Origin of the sequence: Microcoleus sp. C2D2 (assembly GCF_036702495.1) — a bacterium.
GTDB lineage: Bacteria > Cyanobacteriota > Cyanobacteriia > Cyanobacteriales > Microcoleaceae > Microcoleus.
The window spans coordinates 61781-71118 of record NZ_JAUBTO010000014.1 but is presented as its reverse complement, the minus strand read 5'-3'; the positions used below and the strand labels follow the sequence as shown (position 1 = coordinate 71118).

Annotated in this window: 1 protein-coding gene (cut by a window edge); it reads right to left on the bottom strand. The window is 45.8% G+C overall.

What is annotated here, in order from left to right:
• Window positions 1-26: 26 nt before the first annotated feature.
• A protein-coding gene (locus QUB61_RS07425) for an SDR family NAD(P)-dependent oxidoreductase (RefSeq protein ID WP_333125620.1) crosses the window boundary here: on the bottom strand, window positions 27-9338 show its 3' portion. The gene runs 21867 nt beyond the window's last position; the window shows 9312 of its 31179 coding nt (coding positions 21868-31179); its start codon lies off the right edge, out of view; it ends in the stop codon at window positions 27-29.

Genomic DNA, 9338 nt, shown 5'->3' with positions numbered 1-9338 from the left:
AAGTTGATGATCTCGGTGCATTTCACCTACTCGCCGTCCCCCCACCAGGGGTTATGGTTGACTTCTTCTGTGTGTTGTGACACCTTTTCCTTAGCGACAGCCTCATGAACAAGCATATCGCCGCGAACATCCACCCGTTTCAGTTCGGGTGATTTGATCGGCTGTCGTTGCTTGCCAGATTCCACCTGTAACCAATTTTCTATAATAATATGTGCATTAGTGCCACCATCAGCAAAACAGTTGAGCGCAACAACAAGTGGCGAGGCTTCTGTCCATGCACTCGATTGGCGACAGAAATAAAACGGCGAAGCGTCTATATCGTAATGCGTCATAGGCATTTGCCCAGATAAAAAGGGTACTCGCTGCTGATACTTCAGTATACACACCAGTTTTATAAAGCCGGCAATACCTTCGGCACATAAAGGATGCCCAATATTCGGCTTGATAGAACCTAAACTGCAAGGTGTCTGATTTTCGCTGCGATAAACCGCTTCAATGGCTTTAAGTTCCAGCAGATCAGTTACCTCAGAGCCAGAGCCGTTAGCTTCAATATGAACAATATCTTGCGGTTGTTTAGCACTTTGCACCAAGGCGCGTTCCATGACTTCTTTTAAGGCCTTGATATTTGGCGTTGCTGGACCTGCTGTGCGACCATCGTTATTGATTGCCAAACCCTTAATGACTGCGTAAATCCGATCGCCATCGCGTTGCGCCTGCTGCAAGGTTTTTAATAACACCAACCCCGCCCCTTCACCTAACGTCACACCGGAAGCCCGCCGATCAAAAATATGAAATGAGGAATCCTGGTTTAACAGATTGCGCTGCTGAAATATCCGATGTGCATTTTCGTTTGCAAGGAGACTTACGCCTCCGACTACCGCCGAGTCAATCTCGCCACTAAGCAGTGACTGTATAGCAAAATTCATGCCCACTAGGGCCGAAGAGCAGGCTGTATCAATGACCAGACTTGGCCCTTTCAGATCGAAAAACTGCGATATATTAGTGGCTATATAGTTCGGTGCAGCCACAATCGGGTTTCTCGCTTGATAAAGAGCCGATTCATCAATACGATGTTGACTGCGCGCACCTAAATAAACACCGATCGCCCTGCCTTTAATTTCTTCCAGTGTGTAACCCGCGTGATAAAACAGGTTTAGGCTTTCTTCCAATACCAAAAGCGCCTGAGGATCCATAACCTTCACATCTTCTTTTGGAATCAGGAAAAAGGCGGGGTCAAAATGATTGATATTATCGATTAAACCTGCATAAAAGGACACTGGGTTAGACCAGCGGTCTGCCGGAACAGCACGGATAGAATTTTTACCTTCTGATAATAAAGCCCAATACTCATCCAGATTTTTTGCGCCAGGAAAACGGCAGGACATACCAACCACGGCGATATCTAATGCCTTCTTTGATGCAGATATGGATAAAGCGCTACCAGAAGCAGGAGACTGGCTTGTTTGTGGGGGTGGGGATATCTGCACCGCGTTTTCACTATTTTTCTGCTTGACCTGATTAGGGGCTTTCGCTTTCAAAGCAGGTGCCTGTTGACTGGACAGCCAGGATGCCAGCGAATTTAACGACGAGTATTCGTATAAGATGGAAGGACTCATTGGTTCAACAAGTTGTTGATTTATTTTGCTTGCAAGTTGGGCAAGCCAGATAGAATCCAAACCATAATCTGCAAAGGATTTATCCAGATCCAGTTTTTCCACAGCGATACCCAACTCTTGGGAAAATAAATTGCTTAAGCCATCCAGACTAAACTGGCTGCAAGCGGTGCTATGTATAGAGGATTCTTCTCTCAATGGCATCTGGTGGTTTTGACTCAATACTTGCGAATCACTCAGTCGCCTGCGCTGATGCTTCATCAGTTGTTGTGGATTCCACAATCTAGAATTGACAAGGGCAGGTAAAATTACAGGACTGGTTTTATGGGCAAGTATATTGTCTAATAATTGGAGACCTTCCTGATTACTTTGACAGAGCAAACCCGATTCTTTATATGCCCTGCTGTTTGCTGCGCCCATCCCGGTTTCCTGCCAGCTCGGCCACTGAATACTAACTACCACACCTGCGATCGCTTCTGCCACATAATCCATATAGGTATTGGCCATTGCATAGTCACTTTGTCCGCTGGCTAAACTGGGAATAATAGCCGACACAGAGGAAAACAAGATGGCGAATTTTAATGGCTGCTGTTTGCATTGCATCAACAGCGATCGCAGTCCCGCTACTTTAGGTTCTAATACCTGTACCACATTTGCCATTGACTTGCGAACAAAAGCCGGGGTTTCTGAGTCCACCATTCCAGCGCAATGAAGAAGACCGCCAATAGCCCCAAAGTTCGTTGTTATTTGGTGCAAGCTTTCTTGCAGAGCTACCGTATCACTTAAAATCAGGGGCAATACCTGCACCTTAACTCCCTGGGCTTCCAGCGCCTGAATAGCATATATCTTTTGCTTCACCTTGTCAGTTTGCGGAGCAGCCCATTGGTTACGTGGTGGCAGTGCTTCCCGTCCAGTAAGGACCAAACGTTTCACTCCATAATGCTCAACAAAATGTTGAGCAAATAAAAGTCCCAGACCGCCAGTACCTCCGGTAATCAATAGCACTTCTTCTTCAGCAAACTGAAGTTTTGTGCTTTGTCCTTGTGTGGCTTTTAGCGAAGTCTCTGCCAAATATGCAACATAGCGTTTTTGATCGCGGTAACAAATTTCACAGTTCTCGTCGTTGAGCCAAAACTCATGAGCAATCTGCTCTGCTAAAGCTGCTGTCTTAAGGTGAGGATCGGTATCGATATGACGGGATTGCAGATGGGCATACTCACTTTGCAGCATACGATAAAGTCCGACACGGGATGCACCCGATAAATTCACCTCGCTGTTTTGAAAGGACTCTAAGCCTCTGGTTATGCCAAGCAGGGTTAGTCCAGTTTTGGATCCTTTTTCGATCAGGCGCTGAAGCCACAGCATCCACTCAAGGGAATCTAGGGAATCTCTGGCTGCTTCGCCTTTACAACAACCTGACAAATCTATACAGCCGCTATATTCATTCCAATCTGCATCACTCTGTTCCAGATATAACCCGACATTATCAAGTTCTATTACATGGCTGTTGGGAAGTTCCTCTTCTAGCAAGGTCGCTAATAATTTGGTTTCGTGGGTGCTTAAAATCGCAATTTTTCCCGTTACTGTTTTTTGACCTTGTAGTCGATCGGGTTGTGGCTGAGCAAGTACCCACTGCTTTTGCAGATAATGAGCAATTCCTGATGCTGCACTATCTTCTGTTGCGTTTTGGTTGCGCTCGGAGTTACTTCGATCGAATCCTTGTCGATCGAACCAATAATAATCTTTGGCAAAGGGATAGGTAGGAAGACTGATAGGCCGTGGTTTGGACTTGGTATAGAGTTTCTGCCAATCAATGGTTAGACCTCTAACCCACAGATTTAGCAGTTTACCCATTTCCTTTGATGTAATCCAGCCGTCGATTATGGTCGAAAAGTCTTCCTCAATGGCAAAATCTGATAGGAAGTCCCGATCCTGTTTGATATGCCCACGATAAAGCGACGAAATATTTTCCTGCCCCTCAATAAAAGATTTTAGTTTGTTCTTAAGTTCTTCTAGACTGCTAACAATAAGTGCCAGACGTTCTTGCATTGCTTCGCGTCCTGTCTGAAGAGTGTAGGCGATTTCTGCCAGTAAGTTTGGCTTGGCTTCGGTCTGTGCAATTAAAAAGTTCCTAAAGTTGTCGGCCATTTTCATTAGCCGATCGCTATTTTTTGCCGACAATACAATCACCACGGGTTCGTTAACATCCTCCTGGGCATCCTCGTCTGTCTCAATATACTCTTCGACTATCAAATGTGCATTCGAGCCGCCAGCACCAAAAGAGGAAATGCCTGCTCGTCTTGGGTATTGCTCGGTCTGTCCGTTGATTTCAATAATGGGTCTTTTCCATTCTGAAAGAGTCTGCTGCACCACAAAGGGCGTTTTATCAAAAGCAATATTGGGATTTAAGTCGTCCGCGTGCAAACTTGGAACAAGCTGGCGGTGCTTTAGTTGCAGGAGAATTTTGCACAGTCCCGCTATACCCGATGCAGCTTCCAAGTGACCCAGATTGGATTTCGCAGAACCGATCGCGCAAAAGCCAGTATCGGCAGTCTCTTTTTTAAAGGCTTGGGTCAAGCCGGTAATTTCTATCGGATCCCCTAATTCTGTTCCTGTGCCGTGAGCTTCTACATAGCTGATGCTGCGTGCATCAATGCCTGCTTTTTTAAGTGTTTGGCTAATCAAATCCGCTTGTGCATTTGGATTGGGCACTGTATAACCATTGGTTTTTCCGCCATGATTAACATGGCTAGCGCGAATAACGGCATAAATATTGTCGCGATCGCGAATCGCCTCGGATAGTGGTTTAAGCAAAACCACTCCCACGCCCTCACCAGGCACAAAACCGTTGCCGCCCTGGCCAAAGGCTTTGCACTTGCCATCTTTCGATAACATACGCAGCGCACACATCTGCACATAATTGGAGGGGTGCAGGTATAAGTTGACACCGCCAGCTAAGGCAAGTCGGCAGTCTTGGCGGCGTAAACGTTCGCAAGCTTCGTGAATGGCGATTAGTGACGATGAACACATCGTATCAATCGACATACTTGGACCTTGCAGATTCAAAAAATACGATATACGGTTGGCAACGGAACTAAATGAGGTATGCGGAAATACTTGTTCGCCACGTTTCCATAACTCAGGCCCATACAAGTCAAAGCCAGTTTTAGTGATGCCTGCAAACACACCAACCTGCTGTTGATATATCTCACGTAAAGTGTCGCGCGTGTAGCCAGCGTCTTCCAGTGCCTCCCAAGACGATTGGAGAAATAAGCGTTCATGCGGATCAATACTTAAGGCATCACGCGGAGGAATACCAAAAAACACAGGATCAAAATCCGCAAAGCTTTCCAGGAAACTGCCCCATTTACTATAACTTTTTCGCTGCGCGATCGCTTTGTCGGCATCCTCAACAAAAAAGCCCTCTAATGGCCAGCGATTGGCAGGGATTTCGCCAACGCAGTCTTTTCCAGCTTGCAGGTTTTGCCAATAAGCTTGCAGTGTATCGGACTGTGAAAAGTGAGCGCTGACACCAATAATTGCGATCGCTTCCTGAACTTGCGAATTTACCACATTTAGTACCTGTGATTCAGGTAAAGCACTTTCGGGTAAAGAGGACACTGCGATCGAGGACTCAGTCCCAAGCCCAGTCCAAACCATGCACTCCTGCGGGTATTCATCAACCAAGTAGGTAACTAGCGCATGGGATGTTTGGTATTCAAAAAACAAGGTCTTGGAGATTTCTGGAAAAACCTTTGCCAGTTCATGATTCAACTGCGTAATCATCACGGAGTCTATGCCGTAACGCTCAAACGCATCATGGGTTTTAATCCGATCCGGTGCTAAACGAAAAGTCTCTCCCAAAATAAATTTAAGTTGCATCAAAGTTTTTTCTTGAAGGCGCTGTTTTTCCACTTGTGCCAGCGAGTATTCGCTACTAGCTCGTTTTACATTGGCATGAGGCCGATCTGATGGCTCTTGGAACAACCACTGTCTAAGTGTGGGAAGATCGCCGACTGCCACTAAAATCTGACTCTGCCCCGAAGCCAGCCCCTTGACCAATGACTCAACCCCTTGTGCTGTATCGAGCATTTCCAGCCCCACGCTCTGCTTCATGGCGGCTTTGCTGCGATCGTTTAGTTGCATACCACCCGCTTGCCAAAGCGGCCAATCAATGGAAAGTGTTTGTCCCCATCGTTGTCCGGCATTGACCAGAGCGTTACGATAGGTTGAAAAAGCATCCATAAAGGCATTGGCGGTTGAATAATCTGCCTGACCGGCATTGCCCATTGTCCCCGAAATCGAAGAAAACAGGAGAAAGAAATCAAGATTCAAATCTTTGCTAGCGGTGTCCAAATGAACTACGCCCGCTACCTTCGGGGACAGCACCGTCTGAAACTCAGCCGAGGTTTTTTTGATAATAAAATTATCCCGCGCCATACCGGCACAATGCAGGATACCATTCAGCAAGCCATATTCTGTTGTAATACGTTTAATGAGCCTATTAACATCGTTTATATTGCTAATATCAGCTTGCCAGTATTCTACCTTGGCGCCAAGGGTTTTTAGCCTATTAAAAATAGATTCTTTCTTTTCCAGACTTAAATCTGAACGCCCGCTTAAGATGAGAGTAGAACTCTGTGTTTTACTGGCAATTTCTTCGGCAAAAATTAAGCCCAAACCACCTGCACCACCGGTAATTAAATAAACGCCCCCTTCTCTCCAAGGCGTTTTGCAGGCACTATCAGAAACGACAAGCTCTTGCCATGCCAATACTGTACGCTGCCCATGGTGATACCGAATCTGTTTGTCTTCAGAGCATTGACCATTTTCACTGAGCTTGTTCACCAAGCTGCCTTCCGTCTCGGAGGCAGAAACTTCGATCAGCTGTCCTGATACTTTTGGGTTTTCCAGTTGAGCCGTTTTGAGCATACCGGAAATAGCCGAGAAGCATTGTTGCTTTGTCTGCTGGGAAACAACACATTGAATAAAGATTTTACCCTTGGTTTTACTGAGAAGAATTTCCCGAATTGTTTCAAAGATTTGGGTAAAACTATCCTGATAGATTTTTTCTAAACCTATACCACTGGATAAAGTATTAGCAGAGTATAAATGTATGCATTCAACGCCTGGCATTTGGGCTTGTATGTCCGCCGCAGAGATATGATCCATACTACATAAAAAGACCAGATGCCGGGAACACTCAAAGGATTCGACGGCTGTTACAACGGTTTTTTCTTTCCAGTACGGGTAGCAGATTAAGGTTTCTGCCGAAGATAAAGACGTACTCCTTTGACTGCTGGGTGCTTGTTTTGCTTCTTCATCCTGAATATCGCCAAAATACTCGCGGGCAAAAGGGTAGGTAGGCAAACCGGCTAGCCGACGGAATATTCCAGACTGATAAAAGGCACTCCAATCCACCGAGGCACCCTGCTCCCATAACTGGGCAAGCTTATCCACATTCTGAGAGGATATCAGGCTTTGAAGAAATGCTTTTTTTTCTTTACTGTCTCCAATATCTAGCTTTTCGCTATTTCCTGTTGTTTCACCTCCACCTGCAAGCCACTGTGCCAGTTTTTCTATTAGATCCTGCTGATTATCAACAATTAAGGCTAAACGATAGGTAAACGCTTCTCTTCCTACTTGGAAAGTATACAGGAAATGCTCAAATTGAAGGGCGGGATGCTCTTCGAGATATCGCTTTACATTGTGTGCATAGTTCTGCAACCCTTGCTCAGTTTCGGCAGAGAGAAGGAATACCCGGGGCGTAAATACGCTGCTATTCACGTCCGATTTGGGAATATACTGCTCCAGCACCAAGTGTGCATTGGTACCACTAAAACCAAATGAGCTTACTGCCGCCAAACGGGAACCCTGTGCATTTTGCGGCCAGGGTTTTAGCCTGGTGTTGACGTAGACAGGACTGTTTTCAAAATCAATGTGTCTGTTGGCCTCGTTAAAGTGAATCGACGGCGGCAGCTGTTGATGCTTCATACTGAGCAGGACTTTAATCACACTTAACACACCAGCAGCGGCAGTCGTATGGCCTACGTTAGCTTTTAACGAACCAATAGCGCAGAATTTCTGTTTTGAGGTCAAGGTCTGAAAAGTTTTATTCAGCGCATGAATCTCAATGGGGTCGCCTAGTTTGGTGGACGTTCCATGAGCCTCAATATACTGTAGGTCTTCAACATTAATGTTGGCTTTTTGATAGACTGAAGTTTCTAGCTCGCTTTGGGAAAGGAAACTGGGTACGGTCATACTCGATGTTTGTCCGTCCTGGTTAATACCACAGCTGCGGATAATGCCATAAATTGAATCGCGATCGCGTTCAGCTTCCTGCAAACGCTTGAGAATAACCACACCAGCCCCGTCACCAACAACAATTCCATCGGCAGCGTTATCAAAAGGACGGCACTGACCGGTTGGGGAAAGCATACCCGCATTGTGCATGGCAATAAATGTACCGGGATGCTGATAAAGCGTCACGCCTCCGGTAATGGCGAGATTAATCTCACCACTTTTTAAGGCTCGGCTGGCAACATCAATAGCAACCAGGGAAGAAGAACAGGCTGTATTGATAGTCAGTGCAGGGCCTTTTAAGTCTAGAAAATATGCTATCCGGGCTGAGAGGATACTCGTCTCTGAACCTAGCATATCAAGATGTGAAAAACCCTTACCCAGAGAAGAGCCTCCCATCGCGCCTATATAAGTTCCCACCGCTTGTTTTTTTAATGAAGAAGGGTTATAACCCGCGTCTTCCAAGGCTCGGTAACATTCTTCTAAAAGCAGACGTTGGGTTGCGTCCATCGCCTCGGCTTCTCTAGGCGAGATATGAAAAAACAGCGGGTCAAAATAATCCAGATCCGGCATGATGCCATAGCGAATCGGAAAAGTTTCTGAAGAATGGGAGACAATATAATCAAGCCATTGAGGTTTATTCAGGTCTTGAATACAATCTTTACCTTGACTGACTACCTGCCAGAACTGCTCTTGATCTTTGGCACCTGCACAACGGCAGGAGATACCGATAATGGCAATATCATCGTTAGTTACAGGTACTTTTTTTTCTATAGGTGCAGCGGTTTTTGAAATTGGCTTAACTTGGACTGGCACTGACGCTGTTTGAGTTACAGGTGCAATGGTTCTCTGCTCCAACTCAACCTGAATATGCCCAGCTAAATCTTGTAAACTATGGCACTCAAATATCAGACTGGTGGGCAAATGAAGGTCAAATTCTGTGTTGATTGCTTCCAGTAATTCCACTGCATTCACAGAGTTAATTCCCAACTCCCTGAGTTGTAGTCGCTCTATGAATTTGAGTTCTCCCGCTTCAAAACCTAAGACGTTAATAAAAATGCCTTTCAGGGTGTTTTTTAGTGGTTCCGGGTCATACCCGCTCTGAGCAAGCACGGGGGGTTGCTGAATCTCCACAGGCTTGTTCACAGCCAGATTAACCATTTTGATCCCCCCACTTGGGGGATAAGGAATATGCCCGATCCGCAACATCTCATCTAACGCCTGACTATAGGGTGTTTGATTGGCAATTTGTTGGGCATTATGCTCGCGCCGCTCTTGTTCACTACGCCGAGTATCTTTTTTCAGTTTTAACAAACAATAAGTAATCCAGCCTTTTTCCAGGGATATAGCTTGATTGGCATAGTTGCGATAGCTATCCTGACTTACTTGCGGCAGATGTTTGGTATGCTCAGCGTGTTCGGGGTC